This window comes from Aquabacter sp., from assembly GCF_965279295.1.
GTDB lineage: Bacteria > Pseudomonadota > Alphaproteobacteria > Rhizobiales > Xanthobacteraceae > Aquabacter.
The window spans coordinates 119,408-139,421 of record NZ_CBDIHQ010000012.1 but is presented as its reverse complement, the minus strand read 5'-3'; the positions used below and the strand labels follow the sequence as shown (position 1 = coordinate 139,421).

Below are 20,014 nucleotides of genomic sequence, written 5' to 3'. Positions count from 1 at the left end.
TGGCGGCCGCGCAAGCACGGCCTGAAATCAGTCGGCGAGGCCGATATGTCCCTTGAGCGCCCCATTGGCGGTGCGCTGAAGATAGTCGGCCTTGCTGTATTGCATGTGATCGACGCAGAGCTGCGCCAGCGCCCAACTGTCGGTGCCCTGGAGCAGTTCGATCATCACGTCGTGCTGGCGCCGCGAGAGCTGGAGCCCCGCGCGATCCGCCAGATTCTTGGCGCGCATGGGCAGCGTCAGGCCCATATAGTCCTGAAGCGTGCGCACCAGATACGGGTTGCCGCAGCCGGAAAACAAGGTGATGTGGAACGCATCATTGGTCTCGTGGATGCCGCGTAAATCGCCGGCCTCCGCATGCCGGGAATATTCCGCCTGGATTTCGCGGAGCGTCTCGACCAATTCAGGCGAGGCGGGCAGCGGGATCTTCAGCGCGGCGTGGCGCGTCAGCATCTCGCGCACCTCATAGATCTGCCGAACCTCCTCCTCGGAATAGGAGCAGACGGTGGCGCCGACGTTTTTCTCGCGGCGCACCACGCCGGTGCGTTCCAGATGCACCAGAGCCTGGCGGATATAATGGCGCGAGGCGCCGTAGCGGGCCATCAGCGTGTCTTCGACCAGGCGCGAGCCCGGCGCGAGGCGGCCGAAGATGATGTCCTCTTCCAGCTGCCGCAGGATTTCAGCCTGCTCGTCGGCGCGGTTCGCGGACAGCGGATGCTCGTTCATGCGGCATCCCCCAGCGCGGTCTCGAAGCCGGAGAGACGGTAGCAATCCTCCACCAGCCGCAAGGTCTTGAGATTGTCCTCCGGCGAGGTCTCGAACGGCGCGCCGGAGCGCAGACAATCGACGAAATGGGCGATGGTCGCGGCATAGGAGCCGAGATAGGTCGCCTCGGCGTCATAGGTGAGATGCGCCGTGCGGCCGCCGGTCATGGAAAGGTCCATGCCGTCGAGCCGGATCGCGCCCTGGTCGCCGAGCAAGGTCAGCCGGTCCACCTGCTGGGGCGGCGCGCCATAGGCCGCGAAGCTCGCGAACACCGCGACGCCGGCGCCATCCGCGGTGCGCAGATGAAGCACCGCGCCATCCTCGCCGCGCATGTCGGGGCAGGTGCGGGTGAGGGAGGCGGCCTCCACCGTCAGGGGGCCGAGCAGCATGCGCAGCGTGTCGAGATGATGGATCAGCACCTCCGCCACCAGCATGCGCGCCTCGGTGCGCATGAAGGGTTGGCGCTCCAGCGCCGGCAGACGGCCGTCCGCATCCGGCACGGTGCCCGAGGTGGCGAACATGAGGGAGACCGCCTTCACCGCACCGATGTCGCCGGCCGCGATCCATTCCGCCGCCTGCCGGTAATAGGCGCGGAAGCGCCAGTTCTCATGCACCATCAGGCGCACCCGGCCGCCGATGTCGGCCACCAATTCCTCGGCCTCCGCCAAGGTCGGCGCCAGAGGTTTCTGGCAGATGATGGGCAGTCCGTAATCCGCCGCCAGGCGGGCAAGATCGGCGTGCACGGCGCGCGGGGCGGCGATGTCCACCGCATCGAGCCCGCCCGCCGCCAGCATGTCGTGCGCGCTGGCAAACACATGGGGGATACCGAAGGCTTCAGCCCGTTCAGCGGCGCGTTCCGGCGCGGGATCGGCGATCGCCACCACCTTGGCGGCATCGCCGAGCGCCGCCCAGCCCTTCAGGTGATGCTGCGTGACCCAGCCGGCGCCGATGAGCCCGACCCGGAGCGGGGCAGACATCAGTGCGCCCGCCGCTGCACGGCGGCACGCACCGCAGCTGCGCCGCTCTCCTGCGCCGGGACCGCCTCGCCGCTCTGCGCATCGAACAGATAGGCGGCATCGGCGCGGAAATAGAGGTCCACCATCTGCTCGGGCGCGGCCACCACATGGCGTGGCAGGCGCGCCATGATCTCGCCGCCGCTCTCCAGTTCCACCAGCAGCAGCGTCTCGGCGCCCAGCGGCTCGACCGCCACAGTGCGGCCCTTGACAGTGCCGAATGGGGCGCCGTCCACGCCGGCCGGATCGATCATCATGTCTTCCGCGCGCACGCCCAGCGTCACCTTGCGGCCGTCATAGGCTTGCAGCGTGGCATCGGACCAGCGCACCAGCGGCGCATCCACCGAACCGCTGCGCGCGTGCCCGGCGGTGAGCGTCTTCTCCATCAGGTTCATGGGCGGCGAGCCCAGGAAGCGCGCGACGAAGGTGTTGGCCGGCTGCCAGTAGACATCCAGCGGCGCGCCGATCTGCGCCACCTTGCCCGCATTCATCACGCAGATGCGGGTGCCCATGGTCATGGCCTCCACCTGGTCGTGGGTCACGTAGATCATGGTGGAGCCGAGGCGGTTGTGCTGCTTGATGATCTCGCTGCGGGTGTTGACGCGCAAGGCGGCATCGAGGTTCGAGAGCGGCTCGTCGAACAGGAACACCTGCGGCTCGCGCACCATGGCGCGCCCCAGCGCAACACGCTGGCGCTGCCCGCCGGAGAGGGCGCTCGGCTTGCGGGCGAGCAGCGGCGCAAGGCCGAGGATACCGGCGACGTTCGCCACGCGGCGCTCGATCTCGGCATTGGCGATGGAGCGGCGCCGCAGGCCGAAGGCCAGATTGTCGGCGACGCTCATGTGCGGGTAGAGGGCGTAGGACTGGAACACCATGGCGATGTCGCGGTCCTTGGCGGGCAGGTCGTTAACCACCCGCCCGTCGATGGACAGCGTGCCCCCGGAAATGGTCTCCAGACCCGCGATCATGCGCAAAGTCGTCGACTTTCCGCAGCCCGAGGGGCCGAGCAGCACCATGAATTCACCATCGCCCACGGTGAGGTCCACGTTCTCCACCACGGTCGGGCCGGAATTGCCATAGCGTTTGACGATTTTGTCGAGTTTCACGACGGCCATGACTGCCTCACTTGATCGCGCCAGCGGTCATGCCGCGGATGAGTTTTTCGGAGAAGAAGACATAGGCGACGATCACCGGGATGACCGAGATCATCACGCCGGTGGCGATCATGCCGATGTCCTGGAAATGATCCCCCATGAAGGCGCGGATGCCGATCGGCAGGGTGCGCTTCTCGGGATCGGTGATGAGCACCACGGCGAACAGGAACTCGTTCCAGAGCTGGATGAAGTTGAGGATCAGCGTGGTGGCGATGGCGGGCATGCCCACGGGCAGCACGATGCGCCAGAAAATCTCCAGATCGCCATAGCCGTCGATCTTCGCAGCATCGAACAGGTCCTGCGGGATGCGGGCGAAGAAGCCTTCCAGAAGATAGACCGTGAGCGGCAGTTGCAGCGAGACATAGACCAGCGAGAGACCGAACAGGCTGTTGTAGAGATTATAGTCCACCAGGATCTGGTAGAGCGAGATCAAGGTGATCTGCGGCGGGAAGATGATCGACGAAAACAGGATGCCGTAGATCAGCCGATTGCCCTTGAAGCGGTAGCGCGCCAAGGCGTGGGCGGCGGCGGCGCCGACCAGCGTGACCACGGCCACCGCGCCCACCACCACCAAAGTCGAGTTCCAGAAATAGGTGGCGAAATCGCTGTCCACCCAGGCGATGCGGAACTGCTCCCAGTGGAACGGGCGCGGCCAGGCGTAATGGTCGGCGCTGATTTCCGCCGTTGTGCGCACCGACATGCTGGCGAGCCACAGGAACGGGCCGAGCGTGTAGATGGTGTAGATGCCCAGCACCAGGGCGAGGGCGCCGCGCCCGAACAGGCGCGGCAAGGGCTTCTTGCCCTCGCGAGCAGCAACTGCGGTCATCTCAATACTCCAGCCGCTCACGCGAGCTGAGCACGCGGTTGAGGATGATCACGGACGCGCAGACCACCAGGAACCACACCGTCGCGATGGCGGAGGGGTAGCCGAGGTCGAACGTGTTCCAGTTGAAGGCGCGCTTGTAGACGTAGGTGGAGACCGTCTCGGTCGCCCAGAGCGGGCCGCCCTGCGTCATGATCCAGACCAGATCGAAGATCTTCATCTTGCCGATGAAGGCGAGGATATAGAGGCTCAGCAAGGTCGGCCGCAGCATCGGGATGATGATGTAGCGCAGCTTGGCGCCCCACCCGCAATTGTCGAGATCGGAGGCCTCCAGCACTTCCTTCGGCAGGGAGTGGATGGCAGCGAGGCACACCACCATGTTGAAGCCGGCCCATTTCCAGGCGTGGGTGACGATGACGGAGGCGAGCGCGAGGTTGGGATTGCCGAGCCATGAGGAGGCAAGGCCGCCGAGGCCGAGCGTGCGCAGGACCTCGTTGAGGATGCCCCAGTCGTAATTGTAGATCCACATCCACAGGATCGCGACGACCACATAGGACAGGAGCACCGGGGTGAACCATGCGACCCGCAGGAAGCGGGCGAACGGCACGCCGGCATAAAGCGCGAGGGCCAGCAGGAGGCCGGTCGCGACATCGAGCACCGGCGCGACGAACGACCAGATGAAGGTGTTGCGCACCGCGATCCAGAAGGTCTCGTCGCCCATCAGGTCGCGATAATTCTGGAGCCCGACAAAGGTCGCTTCCATCCCCTCGATGGTGAAGAAGCTGTCGTAGATGGTGCGGAACGCGGGATAGGCGGTGAGCCCGCAATAGACCAGGAGACCCGGCCCCAGGAATATGGCCAGCACCAGCCGCGTGGCACGGCGGGGATCGGCGAGGCTGGAGGAGGAGGCTTTCGCCCCCTCGCTCTGTGTTTGGGTCTGCAAGGTGATCGCCTCAGCTATGTGTTACTTCTTCGGTCACTTCTTCAGGCAGGCAGCGTCCATCTTGTCCGCGGCATCCTGAACACTGATCAGGCCGGCGGGGAACGCGTTATTGATAACCTGCACATAGGTCTCGGCGCACTTGGCCCGGTAGTAGAGCAGCGGCGTGCCGAAGAAGTACTTCACGTCCTTGTTGCGGGCGTTCAGTTCAGCAAAATAGGCCTTGTGCGGGCTGACGATCTTCGCCGGGTCGGACTTCAGGCCCGACTGGAGTGAGACTTCGCTCATCCACTTGGTGCCGTTCTCTTCGGTGGCCATCGACTTGAGCAGGGCGCCCGCGCAGTCCTTGTTCTTGCTCTTGGAGAACATCACGAAGCTGCCGGCCACCGCGAGCGTCTTGCAGTCCGGGCAATCGCCCTTGTCCATCGCCGGGAACTGCATGATGCCGAGCGGGAAGTCGGCGGGCATGCCGCCCTTCTCGGGCGAGGCGAACGCGCGGCCGGTGAACCAGCTCGGGTCCGGGAAGGTCAGCGAGCCGGGGGTGTTGTAGAAGTAGAAGTGGCTTTCACCCAGCTTCAGAGTGGAGAAGCTCTTGGGATAGGCGCCGGCATCCACCAGACCCTTGAACCAGGTCATCACCTCGGTGACGCGCGGATCCTTGAAGGAGAGTTCGCCGTTCAGGAGCTTGGCGTAATCGTCCTTGCCGAGCTTGCGCAGCAGGGATTCAAACAGCAGCAGTCCGCCCGGGAACGGACGATCGCCGACGCCCTGCGACACGGGCGTGATGCCGGCGGCGACGCCCTTCTTCACCAGATCCGCGAACTGCTCCTGGGTCAGCTGGAAGTTGGCGGGAACATCGACCCCGACCTTCTTCACCAGATCCTTGTTGTAATAAAGCTCGACCGTATAGGCCTCGACGGGAACGCCATAGACCTTACCCTTGGAGGTCCAGGCGGGCTTTGCCCAGTCTTCGAGACCCTTGAGGTTGATGTAATCGTCCAGGGGCTCAAGGAAGCCGCCGGCCAGGAATTCCGGCTGGTCCGGCTCCATGTAGAAAATATCCGGGGCCTGTCCGGTGCGCACGGCGGACTTGGCCTGGGTGTAGATGTCGGCCTTGGGGATGAAGCTGAGCTTCACGGAGCACTGCTTGTTGGCCGCCTCGAAGTCCTTGACCCGGGCCGTCACCCAATCCTTCTTGGCCGGCTCGTCCGGCCAGTTGCTCCACATGGTGATCTGCGTGGGTTCCTGTGCGACCGCAGGACCGACGCCCCCGAACGCTGCTGCTGCCATAATGGCTGCGACGCTGATTCCGCGAATTTTGCTCATTGGCGTTCCTCCCTTGAATGATGATCTTGATTTTGGCGGGAGAGTGCGGGGGCGATTTATTATTGTCAATAATGAAACGTGGAATCGGACAAGATTCTCACGTATCGCTCTTTAGGCGACGATATTATTGACAATGCGACAGTTGAAGATGATTGTCCGCCGCAGGTCGGCGGTGATCGGCACGAGGAAGGCAAGGATGGCGCGAGGACTTCGCAAAGGACTGACGAGCTATGGGGATGAGGGCTTCGCGCTGTTTCTGCGCAAGGCGTTCATTAAGGCGATGGGCTATTCTGACGATGCCCTCGACCGCCCCATCGTCGGCATCACCAACACCTACAGCGACTACAACCCCTGCCACGGAAACGTGCCGCAGCTGATCGAGGCCGTGAAGCGCGGGGTGATGCTGGCCGGCGCCATGCCCATGGTGTTCCCCACCATTTCCATCCACGAAAGCTTCGCCCACCCCACCTCCATGTTCCTGCGCAACCTCATGTCCATGGACACGGAGGAGATGATCCGCGCCCAGCCCATGGATTCCGTGGTGGTGATCGGCGGCTGCGACAAGACCCTGCCGGCGCAGATCATGGCCGCCGCCAGCGTCGATCTGCCGACCGTGGTGGTGCCGGTGGGACCCATGGTGGTCGGCCATCACCGGGGCGAGGTTCTGGGTGCCTGCACCGACTGCCGGCGCCTGTGGAGCGCGCATCGGGCCGGCGAGATCGACGAGGTGGAGATCGAGACGGTGAACGGCCGCCTCGCGCCCTCGGTCGGCACCTGCATGGTCATGGGAACGGCCAGCACCATGTCCTGCATCACCGAAGCCATGGGGCTCTCGCTGCCCATGAGCGCCACCATTCCGGCCCCCCATGCCGAGCGCATCCGCCTCGCCGAGGAGAGCGGCCGGGTGGCCGCGCGCCTCGCGGTGGCCGGCGGTCCGCGCCCCAGCGAACTGCTCACCCCCGCCGCGTTCCACAACGCCATGGTGGTCATGCAGGCGATCGGCGGTTCGACCAACGGCATCATCCATCTCACCGCCATCGCCAATCGCACCGAGCACAAATTCGCGCTGGAAACCCTCGACAAGATCGGCCGCGAGGTTCCCGTCCTGGTGGATCTGAAGCCCTCCGGCACCCATTACATGGAGCATTTCCACCACGCCGGCGGCGTTCCCAAGCTGCTGAAGCAATTGGGCGACCTGATCGATCTCGACGCCCCCACGGTCGCCGGCGGCACGCTGCGCGACGTGGTCGCGGCGGCGGAGGACGTGCCGGGGCAGGATGTCATCCGCCCCCGCTCCAAGCCGCTCAAGGCCGAAGGCTCCATGGTGGTGCTGCACGGCAATCTCGCCCCCGGCGGCGCGATCCTGAAGCAGGCGGCGGCGACCGAAAGGCTGCTCCAGCACACCGGCCGCGCGCTGGTGTTCGAATCGGTGGAGGACATGGCGGCGCGGGTCGATGACCCGGACCTCGACGTCACCGCCAATGACGTGCTGGTGCTGCGCAACACCGGGCCGAAGGGCGCACCGGGCATGCCCGAGGCCGGCTATCTCCCGATCCCCAAGAAACTGGGCCGGCAGGGCGTGAAGGACATGGTGCGGATCTCCGACGCGCGCATGAGCGGCACCGCCTTCGGCACCATCGTGCTCCACATCACGCCGGAATCGGCCATCGGCGGGCCGCTGGCGCTGGTGAAAAGCGGCGACATGATCTGCCTCGACGTCGCAGGCCGCAGCATCGACCTGCTGGTGGACGATGAAGAACTCGCGCGACGCCGCGCGGCTTTGCCCGCCCACATGGCGCCCAAGCTCCCCGAGCGCGGCTATGCCCGGCTGTTCCAGCAGACCGTGCTCCAGGCGGACGGCGGCTGCGACTTCGACTTCCTGACGCGGCACCCGGACAGCGCCTCTTGACCCCTGACGCCCCGCTCTGCCTGCCGCCGCGCCCTCTGGGTGTCGCGGCGGGCGGGCGCCTCCTGCCGCCGGGCACATGCGACACGCACATGCATGTGTTCGGGCTGGCGGAGCAATATCCCCTGGCGGCGGTGCGCAATTACACCCCACAGCTTGTGACCCTGGACGACTACATCGCGGTCATGGCCGCGCTCGGCATCGACCGCGCGGTGCTGGTTCAGCCCAGCGTCTACGGCACCGACAATTCCGCCTTGCTGGACGCGCTCGCCCGCATGCCCGACCGGCTGCGCGGCGTGGTCGTGGTGCACCCGGATATTTCCGATGCCGCCTTGATCGACCTGCATGCCGCCGGGGTGCGCGGCATCCGGGTGAACCGCCGCAATCCCGGCGGTCTGGCGCTGGAGGATGTGGCGGTGCTGGCGCGCCGGGTGGCGCCGCTCGGCTGGCATATCCAGCTTCAGATCGAACTCTCCAACGGCGCGGACCTCGCCGGGCTGGTGCGCCACTGCCCGGTGCCGCTGGTGCTCGACCATTTCGGCTTCCTCGATCCCCGCTGGCCGGTTGAGGGCGACATCTTCGCCGGCCTGTTGCGGCTCATCGCCGAGGGCAATCTCTGGGTGAAGCTCTCCGGCCCCTATCGCGTCAGCCGGGCGGGCGCGCCCTATGGCGACCTGCTGCCCTTCGTGGAGGCGCTGGTCGCCCATCGCCCCGACCGCCTGCTCTGGGCCTCCGACTGGCCGCACACCGAACTATGGGCCGACATGCCGGACGACCTGGAGTTGGCCGGCGCCCTCGGCCTGCCCGAAATGCCGGAGAGCGTGCGCACGCTGATCCTCCGCGAAAACCCCGCCCGGCTCTATGATTTCGGCGCTTTTCCCAACGTAAGCTGAGGCTTATCTACCCGGCCCTGCTCCTTCCTCGCCGGTGCCGGTTCCCGTATGGCGTGCACGGTGCTATGCGGGATGGCGAAGAAGGAGCCTCCCGCATTGGCCAAGCCGCCAAGCCTCACCCCGGCGGACAAACGCCGCCTCGACCCGAAGGAGCGGGAGGCGGCGATCGTCAAGGCCGCCATCGGCTTCTTCGCCGAGTTCGGGTTCGACGGCTCGACGCGCGATCTCGCGGCGCGGCTCGGCATCACCCAGCCCCTGCTCTATCGCTATTTCCCCTCCAAGGAGGCGCTGCTCGACCGGGTGTATGAGGAGGTTTACCTCCATCCCTGGAACGCCGACTGGGGGCCGGCGCTGCGCGATCGCAGCGTGCCGCTGGAACAGCGCCTCACCCAATTCTACCGGGACTACGCGCGGGTGCTGCTGACCTATGAATGGGTCCGGCTGTTCATGTTCGCGGGGTTGAAGGGGCTCGATTTCAATGCCCGCTATCTCACCTTCCTGCGCGCCACCGCCTTCGATCTCGTGGTCCGCGAGGTGCGCCACGAACGCGGGCTTGCCGTGGACGCGCCGATCCACGAAGCCGAGATGGAGTTGGTGTGGGGCCTGCACGCCTCAATCTTCTACATGGGCGTGCGACGCTTCATTTATGGCATGGCGCTGCCGGCCGACCTCGACGCCGATCTCGCGCTGCGCGTGAAGGCGTTTCTCAACGGCGCGCCCGAAGCCTTCGCCGCCCTTGTGCCGTCCGACCCGGTTGCGCCAGCCGAGCCGATTGTCCCGCCGCATCCGGTTGTCCCACAGACGCCCGCGCGCCGCGGTCGCAAATATAATTGATCAACTGATAAATAACTCTTGACTGGGGGGCGCAGCGGGAGGATGATTTATCAAATGATCAATATGCCCGCTGCACCCGGACTGGGATGCCGGCGGCGAGGGTGGAGGCAAGAATGACCTTATCCGGCGCGGCTGCGACGCCCAAGCGGGCGATCATCATCGGCGGGTCCATGGCCGGCCTGTTCACGGCCTTGAGGCTGCTGCGCCTCGGCTGGGATGCCCACATTTACGAGCGTATCGGCTCGGAACTCTCCGGGCGCGGCGCCGGCATCGTCACCCATGCGGAACTGTTCGAGGTGCTGAAGGATTGCGGCGTCGACAGCGAGGCGGCGCGGGTCGGGGTGCCGGTGCTCGGGCGGAGGATCTTCTCGCGCGACGGCACCCTCACCCATGAGCAGCCGCTGCCGCAGATCGTCACCTCCTGGGGACATCTCTACGGGCTGTTGCGGCAGGCGGTCCCGCCGGAGCGGTATCATCACGGCCGCCACCTGCTGAAGGTCGAGGACGGGCCCGACAAGGTCATCGCCCATTTCGAGGGTGGCGAGCGCGTCGAGGGCGATCTTCTGGTGGGCGCGGATGGCATCTTCTCCACGGTGCGGGCCCAGTTCGCGCCGGACGTGAAGCCCACCTATGCCGGCTACATCGCCTGGCGCGGCCTGGTGGCGGAAGGCGAACTCTCGCCGAAAACCCGCGAAGAATTGTGTGATCACTTCGCCTTCTCCCTGCCGCCCGGCGAGCAGATGCTCGGCTATCCCGTGGCCGGCGAGAACGAGGCGATGGAGCGCGGCAGCCGGCGCTTCAATCTCGTCTGGTACCGTCAGGCGCCCGCCGGCCCATTGCTGCGCGATCTTCTGACCGACGTGGACGGCGTGGAACACGCCCTGTCGATCCCGCCCAACAAGATCCGGCCGGAAATCATCGCCGACCTGCGCCGCACCGCGCAGGAAACCCTGTCGCCGCAATTCGCCGAGGTGGTGGAGCGCACCGTCCAGCCCTTCATCCAGGTGATTCAGGATCTGGTGTCGGAGCGCATGGCGCTCGGTCCCCACACCGTGGTGCTGGGCGATGCCGCCTTCGTGGCGCGCCCTCATGTGGGCATGGGCGTCACAAAGGCGGCGTCCGATGCCGACGCCCTGGCCCATGCGCTGATCGAGACCGCCGACGTCCCCGCCGCACTCGACGCCTTCAACACGAAGCGCCGGGCCTATGGCGCGGCCGTGGTGCGGCGCTCGCGCAATCTCGGCGCCTATATGCAGGCCCCGCCCCTCACCGAGGAAGACCGGGTTGCCGCCGAGCGGCATAGCCAGCCCGACGCCATCATGGCCGAGACCGCCGTCAACACCGGCATCGCCGCCTGAAGCGGGCCAGGGACGCGTAAGCACACGCATAGACACACGCGCAGACGCAGGAGGAACAGATGGAAAAGCATGTCATCCAGCATTGGCCCGACGCCCCCGCCGAATGGCCGGAACATCTGCGCGCCGAGTTCGCCGCGCGCGCCGGAAATGGCGAGGTCGGTTCGCGGCTGGTGTCGCAGACACCGCGCGTCCGGGTGTGGCTGCTCACCCTGAAGCCCGGTGAACGCATCGGCTTCCACACCCATGTGCTGGACTATTTCTGGACCTCCGTGAACGGCGGCGCCGCGCGCTCCCATTATGGCGACGGGCGCATCGTCGACGTGGTCTACAAGCCAGGCGAAACTCGGCACCACACGTTTCCCGCCGGCACCTTCATGACCCACGACCTGGAAAACCTCGGCACCACCGATCTCACCTTTACCACGGTGGAGTTCCTGGACAGCGAAAACGCCCCGCTCCCGCTGGCGGCGTCCGTGCTTGCCGAAGTTCGGGACGCGGCGTGACGCCTCCACGATAATGATACCGCTGTCCAGTCCATTGCGTCTGGGCGATTTTTGCGCGCATAAAGCCCAGAGAGCGTCGGCCGGCGGCCTCGACCCATACTGGCGGCTGGGTCAGGGCATTAGAATTAATGATGCCCTCGATCAAAAAACATCATTTGGCTATCCGAGCCGCGCGATACCATAACCTAAGGAAAACATGCCGTTCTACCCTGCCTTTCAGAGCAACGCTCTGACAGGACGCAGGTGCAAGATTGCCAAGCGCTACGCCAATTCAAGCGCCGTCGCAGTCCGAAGAAAAAAGAATCATAGGGGAGGAAAGTTGTGATGAAACTGATTCTGCGCCGTTCTGCTGTTGCGCTGGCATTGGCCGGCGGGATGGCTGCCGCTTTTGCGGCCCCTGCCGCCGCTGAGACGTTCCGCCTGCGCATCGCCTCGGGCCACCCGGCGGTGAACACCTACGTGAACCTGATGCAGACCTTCTTCGTGCCAGAAGTCACGAAGCGGGTGGCCGAGAAGACCAGCCACAAGATCGAATTCGTGGAGGGCTACGGCGGCTCCATGGTGAAGGTCGCCGACACGCTAGAGGCGGTGCAGTCCGGCATCATCGACATCGGCGGCTACTGCTTCTGCTTTGAGCCCTCGAACCTGCCCATGCAGGCGTTTCAGGTGATGCTGCCCTTCTCCTCCATGAGTTCGGTTACGAGCGTGAAGGTGGCGCGCGAGGTGTACGACAAGGTGCCGTACATGAGCGAAGTCTTCGAGAAGAAGTTCAATCAGAAGCTCATCGCCCTGATCTCGGACAACGGTTACAACCTCACCACCACGTTCGACTGGAACACCGTGTCGGACCTGAAGGGCCGCAAGCTCGCGGGCGCCGGCCTGAACCTCAAGTGGCTGGAATATGCCGGCGCGATCCCGGTGCAGTCCTCGCTGAACGACGCTTACACCGCGATGCAGACCGGCGTGTACAACGGCTGGATCATGTTCCCGTCGGGCGTGGTGAACTTCAAGCTGTTTGAAGTCTCGCCCTATTATACCGAGACCGGCTTCGGCGCGATCACCTGGCATGGCTTGACCATCAACAAGGCGCGCTATGACAAGCTGCCGAAGGAAGTCCAGGAGATCATCGTCCAGGTGGCCCGCGAGTTCGAGGCCAAGACCGGCACGGTGAACGACGAGAACTATCCCAAGCAGATCGAGAAGCTGAAGGAACTCGGCGCCAAGGTGAAGACCGCGGTTCCCGACAGCGTGCGCATCGAATGGGCCACCTCGCTGAAGGATTGGCCGAAGGAGAAGGCCGCCGAGCTGGACAAGGCCGGCCTGCCGGGCACCGAGGTGCTCTCCCTCGCCATGCAGCTCTACGAGAAGTACGGCCACAAGTGGCCTGTGCGCTACGACATCAAGTGATCCGAACACACCCGTGATGTCCGCCCGGATCCGCAGCAGTGCGGGTCCGGGTGCCTCGTTGTCCTTCGCCGCCGATGTCCGAGAGGTGCGCTCATGATCTCCAAAGCGCTTGAATTAGTCTCCAAGAGCCTCCTAGTGGTGGCATCCCTGCTCGCCTTTGTATTGTGCTTCGTGGTGTGCGCGGACGTCATCGGGCGGGTAATCTTCAATTCGCCGCTGAAGGGCACGCCGGAACTGGTGTCGTCCTCCATCGTCATCATCTGCTACCTGCAGGCCAGCTACGCCATCGTCTCCGGCGGCATGATGTATGTGGACGCCTTTACCGTGCACTTCCCCGTTCCGGTCCAGGCCGCGCTCGGCATCATCGGCTCGCTGCTCGGCGCGCTGCTGTTCGGCATCATCTTCTGGGGCAGCATCGACGGCTTCATGCACGCTGTCGCCAGCGGCGAATACGAGGGCGAGGGCGCCCTGCATGTTCCCATGTGGCCGGTGCGCCTCGCAGTCCTGCTCGGGACCGGCCTGGCCTTTCTCGCTTACATCCTTCTCGCCTGTCGTCAGGTGGTCGCCGCACGGCACCGCGAAGTCCTGGCCACTGGCGTCTCACACTGAGGGCGCGCCATGTTTGACGGAACCCAAATGGCGCTGGTTCTCGGCGTCCTGTTCGTCCTCGTCTTCCTCGGAACCCATATCGCGGTGGCGCTCGGCCTAGCATCGGCGCTCGGCATCTACATAATGATGAACGGCGACTTCGATGTGGTGCTGAGCTTCATCTCGAACACCGCCTACGAGGGCATTCGCGACTATATCTTCGCGGTCATCCCGCTGTTCATTCTCATGGGTGAATTTCTCGCCCGCTGCGGCGCGGCGCGCGATCTGTTCGCGCTGGTCAACCGGGTGACGAAATGGCTGCCCGGCCGGCTCGGCATCGCAACGGTGTTCGCGAATGCCATCTTCGCCTTCGTATCGGGGGTGAGCATCGCGGCGGCGGCGGCGTTCTCGCGCATCGCCTATCCCGAGATGAAACGCTACGGCTACGACCGCCAGTTCGCGCTGGCCTGCATCGCTGGCAGCGCGTGCCTCGGCATGCTGATCCCGCCCTCGGTTCTGATGATCGTCTGGGGCGTCATCACCGAACAGTCCATCGGCAGCCTGTTCCTCGCCGGCATTATCCCAGGCTTTCTCGTGGTAACGGTCTACAGCCTCTACATCGTCTATTTCGCCATGCGCTATCCCGCCCTCGTGGGCGAGACCGTCGGCGGGGCGGGCGTGGTTGCCGTCAGCACCTCCGGTGCGGCGATGGCCGGTGGTGGCGGTGGCATGCGCATGCCGGCCGAGGCGCCTCGGGTCGAAGAGGACGAGGACTTCCGCAAGACCATCGTTGGCACCCTGCTGGTGCTGGTGCTGATCCTCAGCGTGCTCGGCGGCATCTGGTTCGGCGTGTTCACCCCCACCGAAGGAGCCGGCGTCGGCGCGACCCTGTCGCTGCTCATCGCCATCGGCCGCGGCATGCGGCTGAAGGACATCTTCGACGTGGTGCTCACGGTGGGCCGGACCTCGGCGCCTCTGCTGCTGCTCCTGGTGATGGCGCAGCTCTATTCCCGCGTGCTGTCGATGACGGGCATCACAGGCGCGGTGCAGGCCTTCTTCCTCGACACCGGCCTGCCGCCGCTCGCCATTCTCGGCATCATGATCCTAATCTGGTTCCTGCTTGGCTGCGTGATCGATTCCATCTCGATCATTCTGCTCACGGTACCGGTATTCGGCCCCATCGCCATGGCGCTCGGCTACGACCCCCTCGCCTTCGCCATGGTGGGCATCATAGCCATCGAGACCGGCCTGCTCACCCCGCCTTTCGGCATCCTGGTGTTCACGGTGAAGGCCGCGCTGCCACACGAAAATGTCTCGGTAGGTGAGATTTTCAAAGGCTCCGTGCCGTTCTGGATCTGCCTGCTCTCGGTCATCGCCATGATCATCGCCTTCCCCGAAATCGCCACCTGGCTGCCAAATCTCGGCAAGGTCGGGGTGGTCAAATAGCGAACGGCGACGCCCGCCATCACCGAGGAAAATCAGCCGTTGCGGAGAGGTCCGCAACGGCGCCGGCTTCTGCCGACCATACGCTCGTCAAGTCCATACGAGGATAGGACCCATGAGCGACATCCACCAAGTCAAGCTCAATGGGGCCGAACGCTCGGTGCGGTAACCGCGATGCCATGTTCGTAGAAGGCATCAATTCCGTCCTCCTCGCCGAGGAGGTCGCACACAGAATATAGGCGCCCCTACAGACGCAGCACCGCCGCAGCATCGCCCAGGGCGCGCACCCCGCAGTCCGCCACATGGGCGTGATGGGTGAAGACGATGACCTGGGTGGTCGCGCCAAGCTCGGCCAGAAGCGTCATCCCGGCTTCTGTCCGCGCCTCGTCGAAGCTGACGAACAGATCGTCGGCAATGAACGGCAATGGCGTCGCGCGGGTGGCGTGGGATTCGATCGCCGCGACCCGCAAGGCCAGGAACAACTGGTCCGCGGTGCCCTCCGACAGCGCGCCGATGCCGAGAAGCCGGCCGTCGCGCAGCGCCGCGAGCTTGGGCGGGTCTTCGTCATAATCGACGCCGATGCCCTCCCACCGCCCGCACGTCAAAGTCGCGAACGCCCGTGAGGCCCGCTCCACGATCGGGTTCTGGTGCGCCTGACGGTAGCGCTCGATGGCAATGCCGAGAAGGCGGGCAGCCACATGATTGCGGGTGAAGCGGTCGGCGGCGTCGGCGATCTCCGACAGCGCGTCCTGCTCCTCCTGCGCCGCAACGGCGGCGCCGTCGCGCGCCTCCATGGCTTCCAGGGCGGTTCGGGCCTGGGTGTCCCGTTCCACCGCCAGGTCGCGGGCCAGACGCGCGGCCTGGGCGACAGCCTCCGCCTCCGCGACGCGGCGGGCGAGCGTGTCATCGTCCATGTTGGCAAGGTCGGCGCGGATCTCCTCTTCGCCCCGTGAGCCCCTGATATGCGCCAGCCGGGCCCGCGCCTGGTCAATCCGCCCCTCGATGCCGGCCGCGCGCTCCAGCCGGTCGAGAAACGGCTCCAGCGCCGCGCGGCACACCGGCGGCAGCGGCGCGACCAGGGCTGCGAGGCCCGAATGGCTGCGGTCGAGCGCGGCCTGTGCCGCGGCGAGGGCGGCGTGCCGCTTGCTTAGGGCATCGACGGCCGCATCCGCCTTGGCGCGCGCCTGCCGCGCGGCATCGAGCCGGCCACGCAGGCGCCGCGCCGCATCGAACGGATCGTCCTGAAGGGAAACCCCTGCCCGCCCCACCAGATCGTGCACCGCCGCCGTGAACGCCTGCTCGTCGCGGACGATGCCTGATGCCCGGCGCTCGGCGGTGCGCAGCCGCTCGTCGATGGTCAGCGCCTCGCGCCACAGCCCGAGGGCGGCTTTCGCCTCCTCCACCGGGGCCTCGGGGCGGATCGCCAGCGGCGGGAACACGGCCGCAACCTCGCTCGCCAGGGCCAATCGCTCCGCGGCGATGGCGTCGGCGCGGCCGGCGAATTCCGCCTCGCCCTGATCGAGAGTTCGCAAATCGCGATCGCAATCGCGCGCCTGCTGGAAGCGGTGCTCAAGTTCACTGATGGCGCTGCGGATATCCGCAATATGCACCGGCGCATCGCCGCGCGCCGGCAGGCCGAGGTCGGCGCGAAGCTGCTCATATTCCAGCCGGTCCCAGCGGGCGGCATCACGCTGGCCTTCGGCGTCAGCCGCCTCTTTCAGCAGCGTCCCGCGCCCGCGCAGGATGGCGTCGGCTTCCCGCAGCACGGCGATAGCGGTTTCGTCCGCCTTCATGGCAAGGCCGCTCACGGCCCACAGACCATTCCAGGCACCCAAGGCGTCGTCGCACCGGCGGCCGGCGGCCTCGGCATGCGCCAGCGCCCCCTCGGCAGCGGCTTTGAGATCCGCGACCGTACGCTCGGCCGCCGCGAGGTCCGCGAGGCGCTTGGTCTCGGTGAGCCGCTCGTCGGCAAGTCGGTCCGCCTCGCCGATGGCGCGGTCGAGCCCATGCGCCAGGGCAGCGTCTTCCTCGGTCCGCCCACGGTGCCCCAAGGCAATCGGCTTCAGGGCATCCCAGGCATCGTCGCGCTCCCGGCGGGCGGCGGCGATGGCGGCCTGCGTGGGCGCTGGGCGGCCGGCATTCAGGGCATTCAGGCGCGCCTCGGCCTGCGCAAGTTGCTGGATCGCCTGGATACGGGCCTCCTGGCTCCGCGCCTGAGCGTCGGTCGTTTCCAGAACGCGCCGCAAGCCCGCTTCCGCCGCCGCAAGCATGGGCAGGGCAATTGCCGCGAGCGCCTCCACGTCCGCCACGCCGAGGTTCAGCCGCACCAGCCGTTCGGAGAGTTCGGCGCGAACCAGCGCCTGCCGGTGGCCCAAGGCCTTGAGCGCATGCTCGCGCGCCTCCACGCCGTCGAGCGCGGCCAGCCGCCGCCGGGTGAGTGCGGGATCGATGACGTGCCCGAGGGCGGCCCGCGCCTGTGCGATCTCCGCACGCCGGCCCGCGAGCGTTCTGCGCTCGGCCTCAAACCCTTCGCTGCGGACCTCGATTGCGGCGAGCCGGTCGGCCGCGCGATCGGCGCGCGCCAGGGCGGGGGGACCGGGAGAGAGCGCGCGCAGCGCCTCAATATCCGCCAACCCGAGCCCGCTCGCCACGCGCATCAGAGCCGAACGCGCCTCCGTCACCTCATCACGGCGCTTGGGGAGGCTTTTCAGCTCCCCCTGCACGGCCGTGCGTTGGCCGTCGCACTGCTCGATCTCCTCGGCAAAGGGCAAGATGCCGTCGTCGAGGCCGATAGCATTGAGTGCCGCCTCCGCCGCTTCGGCTTCCGCACGCGCCATGTCCAGCAGCGGGCTTTGCCGTGAGATTTCCGCCAGCACGGCACGGGCCTGGGCGATGAAGCCGGGCTCCACGCTGGGCAGATCGCCCAGCGTCTCGCGCTCCGCCACGCCGGCATCGATCAGGCGCAACTCCTTCACCGCGCCGACCAGCGCCTGGGCATGGGTGCAGGCAAGGCCGGCGTCGATCTCGGCACGCACAGCCGCGCCGCGCGCCGTATCGGCCTGTTCGGCCTGCTCGCGCACGCGCTTGACCTCCTCGACCCGAACCTCCAGCTCCCGCAGGCGCTTCTGTGCCTGGGCCCGCCGGTCGATGGCGCGATAGAGGGCGTGGGTGGCGCTGCGCCGGTCGGGATTGAAGATGGTGGCGGCACTCGCCTGAAGCCGGTCCCGCAGGGCCGCGACATCGGCAAGGCCGGGAGCCGCCGACAGCAGGACATCGGCAAGATCGCCGCCGCCGGCCAGCAGGCTGCGCCCGCCGGCGCGCAGGCGCTCCTGATCGAGGCCGAAAATCTCCAGGAATGCCTTGCGATCATGCGCGCCGAGAAACGGCGCGAGGCAATCATCATTCAGGGGCTGATCGGTGACGGGATCGACCAGCGGCGCGGTCCGGCGCTTCAGGCGCGCGAACGACAGGCTGCGCCCATCGGCGGAAACGACATCGGCGGAGAGGCGCATGCCCTTGTAGCCGTGGAGGAAATCAAACCGCGACTGCGGCTCGATGCCGAACAGCGCATCCACCACGGCTTTCAGCGCCGTGCTCTTTCCCGCCTCGTTCGCGCCCAGCACGATGGTGACGCGCGCATTCGGATCGAACTCCAGCACGCGGTCGGTGAAATGCCCGTAGCGGTCGAGCCCCAGCCTGGCGAGCCTCATGCGCCGCGCTCCCTGGGGAGCGAAGCACCCTGCAAAGCCGCGCGCACCGTGTCTTCCGCCGCAGCGATGGCGCTTGCCGCGAGCGTATCCTGCGCTCCATCGGCCGAGGATTCCATCAATCCCGCCGGCAGCTTGCTCCTGAGATCGGCCAAAAGACGGGCGATCTCGTCCCGGAAGGCGGGATCGGCGGCGACCGCTGCCAGAACCTCATCCAGTCCCGCGACCGTAAGCGCAGATGCAACGCGCGGGCTGGTGGTGGCGGCACGCACCTTCTCGATCAGCAGATCGGCGCTAACCTCGGCGGCGACAGCTTCCATATCTGCCACCACCTGCTCGGAATGGGCCCGCAAATGGGAATGAAGCGCGGTTTCGCCGGTGATGGTGAGCCGCAGGGCAAGCGGGCGACCTTCCGCCTCGCTATGCGCCGCTTCCATCGCATCGCGCGCCTTGCGCAGGAAATCGGCTGGGTCGTCCACCCCCGACAGATCAAGCTCAACATGCGCGAAGCGGACCGCGTCCAGGGTCAGTTCCTGGATGGCGGCCACCGCCCCATCCGTGACACTGACCAGCATCGCGCCCTTCGCGCCGGTTTCCCTGGCGTGGCGGCCCTGGAGATTTCCCGGGAAGACGATGGCGGGATCTCGGGAGAGGATTTCGCGCCGGTGAATGTGCCCCAGCGCCCAATAATCATACCCCGCCCTGCGCAGATCCTCGATCGAGCATGGGGCGTACACATCATGGCCCTCGCGGCCGGTGAGCGAGGTGTGGAGAATGCCGATGTTGAAATAGCCGGGCGTCGCGGCGGGATAGGTCAGCGCGACATTCTCCGGCACATGCCGGTTGGCGAACCCGCGCCCGTGCAGCATCACCTTCAAATCCTCGATCGGCATCCGCTCCACGGTGCGGATCGAGAAGGCATGGACATTGGAGGGAAGCGGCAGGTTCTTGGTGATGACGGAATCAGCGTCGTGATTGCCGCGGATCGTGAAGACCTTGATGCCGGCGCGGGCGAGGCGCCCCATCTGCCGCACGAAGAACTGGCCGGTGGCATAATCGCGCCAGTCGCCGTCGTAGATGTCGCCCGCGATAATGAGGAAGGCCACCTGCTCCTCGATGGCGGCGGAGACCAGGTTTTCAAACGCCCGGCGCGATGCGCCCACGAAGACATCCGCAATCTCACCGCGCCGAGACAGGCCGCGCAGCGGGCTGTCCAGGTGGATGTCCGCCGCATGGATGAATTTGAACGACATGGACACTCACGCGGATCGGCGACGGGCGGCCCCAAGCCATCCCTGTCGGCGCTATATGTCGGGTGCACGGTGCCGCGTGCAACCCGTCCGCGTTCACGTCATGC

At 66.3% G+C, this 20,014-nt stretch carries 16 protein-coding genes; 8 read left to right on the top strand and 8 right to left on the bottom strand.

What is annotated here, in order from left to right; translation table 11 throughout:
• Positions 1–27: 27 nt before the first annotated feature.
• From ADADO0_RS06120 to ADADO0_RS06095, 6 genes are read right to left on the bottom strand one after another with little or no spacing between them, the layout of a single operon-like run.
• Positions 28–723 carry a GntR family transcriptional regulator gene (locus ADADO0_RS06120; protein WP_511304225.1) on the bottom strand — a complete coding sequence of 232 codons (696 nt, stop codon included), beginning with the start codon at positions 721–723 and terminating at the stop codon, positions 28–30.
• Positions 720–1,739 (bottom strand): Gfo/Idh/MocA family protein, encoded by a 1,020-nt coding sequence (locus ADADO0_RS06115; protein WP_511304224.1) that lies wholly within the window; start codon positions 1,737–1,739, stop codon positions 720–722. Before ADADO0_RS06115 ends, ADADO0_RS06120 begins: the two co-directional genes overlap by 4 nt.
• Positions 1,739–2,890 carry an ABC transporter ATP-binding protein gene (locus tag ADADO0_RS06110; protein ID WP_511304223.1) on the bottom strand — a complete coding sequence of 384 codons (1,152 nt, stop codon included), beginning with the start codon at positions 2,888–2,890 and terminating at the stop codon, positions 1,739–1,741. The genes ADADO0_RS06115 and ADADO0_RS06110 overlap by 1 nt, the downstream gene beginning before the upstream one ends.
• Positions 2,891–2,897: 7 nt before the next feature.
• The gene (locus ADADO0_RS06105; RefSeq protein WP_511304222.1) at positions 2,898–3,755 is read right to left on the bottom strand and encodes a carbohydrate ABC transporter permease; all 858 of its coding nucleotides are present in this window, start codon (positions 3,753–3,755) and stop codon (positions 2,898–2,900) included.
• Between the two features lies 1 nt (position 3,756).
• A complete protein-coding gene (locus ADADO0_RS06100; RefSeq protein WP_511304221.1) occupies positions 3,757–4,695 on the bottom strand; it encodes a carbohydrate ABC transporter permease in 939 nt (312 codons plus the stop codon).
• Positions 4,696–4,728: 33 nt separating this feature from the next.
• Positions 4,729–6,018, bottom strand: coding sequence for an ABC transporter substrate-binding protein (locus ADADO0_RS06095; RefSeq protein ID WP_511304220.1), 1,290 nt, complete (start codon positions 6,016–6,018; stop codon positions 4,729–4,731).
• 196 nt (positions 6,019–6,214) lie between these two features.
• Here ADADO0_RS06095 and ADADO0_RS06090 point away from each other — a divergent pair, with 196 nt between their 5' ends.
• From ADADO0_RS06090 to ADADO0_RS06055, 8 genes are all read left to right on the top strand, one after another.
• A complete protein-coding gene (locus ADADO0_RS06090; RefSeq protein ID WP_511304219.1) occupies positions 6,215–7,927 on the top strand; it encodes an IlvD/Edd family dehydratase in 1,713 nt (570 codons plus the stop codon).
• A complete protein-coding gene (locus ADADO0_RS06085; RefSeq protein ID WP_511304218.1) occupies positions 7,924–8,817 on the top strand; it encodes an amidohydrolase family protein in 894 nt (297 codons plus the stop codon). The genes ADADO0_RS06090 and ADADO0_RS06085 overlap by 4 nt, the downstream gene beginning before the upstream one ends.
• Positions 8,818–8,913: 96 nt before the next feature.
• Positions 8,914–9,651: a TetR/AcrR family transcriptional regulator gene (locus ADADO0_RS06080; RefSeq protein ID WP_511304217.1), complete on the top strand. Its 738-nt coding sequence runs from the start codon at positions 8,914–8,916 to the stop codon at positions 9,649–9,651.
• 113 nt (positions 9,652–9,764) lie between these two features.
• Positions 9,765–11,009 (top strand): FAD binding domain-containing protein, encoded by a 1,245-nt coding sequence (locus tag ADADO0_RS06075; protein ID WP_511304216.1) that lies wholly within the window; start codon positions 9,765–9,767, stop codon positions 11,007–11,009.
• Between the two features lie 59 nt (positions 11,010–11,068).
• Positions 11,069–11,512 (top strand): cupin domain-containing protein, encoded by a 444-nt coding sequence (locus ADADO0_RS06070; protein ID WP_511304215.1) that lies wholly within the window; start codon positions 11,069–11,071, stop codon positions 11,510–11,512.
• A 324-nt stretch (positions 11,513–11,836) separates the two neighbouring features.
• Positions 11,837–12,919, top strand: coding sequence for a C4-dicarboxylate TRAP transporter substrate-binding protein (locus ADADO0_RS06065; protein WP_511304214.1), 1,083 nt, complete (start codon positions 11,837–11,839; stop codon positions 12,917–12,919).
• A 93-nt stretch (positions 12,920–13,012) separates the two neighbouring features.
• A complete protein-coding gene (locus ADADO0_RS06060) occupies positions 13,013–13,528 on the top strand; it encodes a TRAP transporter small permease (RefSeq protein ID WP_511304213.1) in 516 nt (171 codons plus the stop codon).
• 9 nt (positions 13,529–13,537) lie between these two features.
• Positions 13,538–14,953 (top strand): TRAP transporter large permease, encoded by a 1,416-nt coding sequence (locus tag ADADO0_RS06055; RefSeq protein WP_511304212.1) that lies wholly within the window; start codon positions 13,538–13,540, stop codon positions 14,951–14,953.
• Positions 14,954–15,195: 242 nt separating this feature from the next.
• Here ADADO0_RS06055 and ADADO0_RS06050 read toward each other — a convergent pair whose 3' ends face one another.
• Both ADADO0_RS06050 and ADADO0_RS06045 read right to left on the bottom strand, forming a co-directional pair.
• Entirely contained in the window at positions 15,196–18,660 is a 3,465-nt protein-coding gene (locus ADADO0_RS06050; protein WP_511304211.1) for an ATP-binding protein, read from the bottom strand.
• Entirely contained in the window at positions 18,657–19,910 is a 1,254-nt protein-coding gene (locus ADADO0_RS06045) for a metallophosphoesterase family protein (RefSeq protein ID WP_511304210.1), read from the bottom strand. Before ADADO0_RS06045 ends, ADADO0_RS06050 begins: the two co-directional genes overlap by 4 nt.
• Positions 19,911–20,014 lie beyond the last annotated feature (104 nt).

Bases quoted from the DNA above. Each gene is read 5' to 3' on its own strand.
- ADADO0_RS06120 (WP_511304225.1), bottom strand. From the start codon at position 723: ATGAACGAGCATCCGCTGTCCGCGAACCGCGCCGACGAGCAGGCTGAA.
- ADADO0_RS06115 (WP_511304224.1), bottom strand. From the start codon at position 1,739: ATGTCTGCCCCGCTCCGGGTCGGGCTCATCGGCGCCGGCTGGGTCACG.
- ADADO0_RS06110 (WP_511304223.1), bottom strand. From the start codon at position 2,890: ATGGCCGTCGTGAAACTCGACAAAATCGTCAAACGCTATGGCAATTCC.
- ADADO0_RS06105 (WP_511304222.1), bottom strand. From the start codon at position 3,755: ATGACCGCAGTTGCTGCTCGCGAGGGCAAGAAGCCCTTGCCGCGCCTG.
- ADADO0_RS06095 (WP_511304220.1), bottom strand. From the start codon at position 6,018: ATGAGCAAAATTCGCGGAATCAGCGTCGCAGCCATTATGGCAGCAGCA.
- ADADO0_RS06090 (WP_511304219.1), top strand. From the start codon at position 6,215: ATGGCGCGAGGACTTCGCAAAGGACTGACGAGCTATGGGGATGAGGGC.
- ADADO0_RS06075 (WP_511304216.1), top strand. From the start codon at position 9,765: ATGACCTTATCCGGCGCGGCTGCGACGCCCAAGCGGGCGATCATCATC.
- ADADO0_RS06070 (WP_511304215.1), top strand. From the start codon at position 11,069: ATGGAAAAGCATGTCATCCAGCATTGGCCCGACGCCCCCGCCGAATGG.
- ADADO0_RS06065 (WP_511304214.1), top strand. From the start codon at position 11,837: ATGAAACTGATTCTGCGCCGTTCTGCTGTTGCGCTGGCATTGGCCGGC.
- ADADO0_RS06060 (WP_511304213.1), top strand. From the start codon at position 13,013: ATGATCTCCAAAGCGCTTGAATTAGTCTCCAAGAGCCTCCTAGTGGTG.
- ADADO0_RS06055 (WP_511304212.1), top strand. From the start codon at position 13,538: ATGTTTGACGGAACCCAAATGGCGCTGGTTCTCGGCGTCCTGTTCGTC.
- ADADO0_RS06050 (WP_511304211.1), bottom strand. From the start codon at position 18,660: ATGAGGCTCGCCAGGCTGGGGCTCGACCGCTACGGGCATTTCACCGAC.
- ADADO0_RS06045 (WP_511304210.1), bottom strand. From the start codon at position 19,910: ATGTCGTTCAAATTCATCCATGCGGCGGACATCCACCTGGACAGCCCG.